Below are 975 nucleotides of genomic sequence, written 5' to 3' on the forward strand. Positions count from 1 at the left end.
GAAACGTTGTGCGAAATTTAGACCAAACCTGTCGTAAATATGTATTCGAAAAAATTTGAGGATTTAGTTAATGTAGCTTTTTCTAAAAGTGATAATCTTTCGATCGATGAAAAACAATTTGGCAATCCATATTATATTGGATTTGGAAATCCAAATTCAAAAGTTTTAATACTTGGAAAAGAAAAAGGATTTGATGTTCAAAATACTCTGACCAATAAACAATTCGAGTACGAGAGTTTGAAAAATCCAAACGAATGGAAATATTACATCGAAAATAAAATCCCGAGAAATACTTCTAAGTATCATGAAAGTGAGCATTACATAAACGCTTTCGTGCCGTATTTACATAAAAACAAAAGTGGTCATACCTGGACTAAATATGAAGTTGTTTTAAAATATCTATTTCCTGAAATTACCGGATTTGAAAATGATTTTTTTAATCACGCTTTTATTTCTGAAGTGAATTATCAACCGTCGAAACTTAGCAAAATAAAAAGGTTTCAAAATCCTGAGAGATTGAATTTACTAGAGCATGATTATTTCAAAAGTTTTCCAATTACGATACTCGGATGTGGCAATTATTTGAGTCACGAACAAATACAGCAAATATTTGATGTCGCTTATTTTGAAAATCTTTCAAAGCCTAGGCAAAAGCTAGTAATCTTCAAAAATTCAGATAGAATATTGGTTCAAACTAGGCAATTAAGTTTCGATATCAATGGAGATTATTTAAAGAGAATTGCCGATCAAGTAAGTTCTTATATTTAAACTTCGCACAACAGCGGCTACACTCAATTTTGCGGTATAGCGTTAGTTGAAGATTTGTTTTCATAACTTCGTTTCGAGTCATGGAGAATACTCGGTTCCAAAACCCGCAAAACTAGAGTGTGAGCCGCGAAACGTTAGCGGCAAGCGCGTCGAGCCCGGTTTCCAATTCGAATCTAAAATTGCCAATAGGATCCCAATCGTTGCGCA

General features: G+C 33.3%; 1 protein-coding gene. It reads left to right on the plus strand.

Annotated features, from left to right (window positions below; all coding sequences use genetic code 11):
* Positions 1-39 precede the first annotated feature (39 nt).
* On the plus strand, positions 40-768 hold the full coding sequence (locus HZF10_RS17600; RefSeq protein ID WP_176007556.1) for a hypothetical protein: 729 nt from the start codon (positions 40-42) through the stop codon (positions 766-768).
* Positions 769-975 lie beyond the last annotated feature (207 nt).

This window comes from Flavobacterium agri, assembly GCF_013401995.1.
Taxonomy (GTDB): Bacteria; Bacteroidota; Bacteroidia; order Flavobacteriales; family Flavobacteriaceae; genus Flavobacterium; species Flavobacterium agri.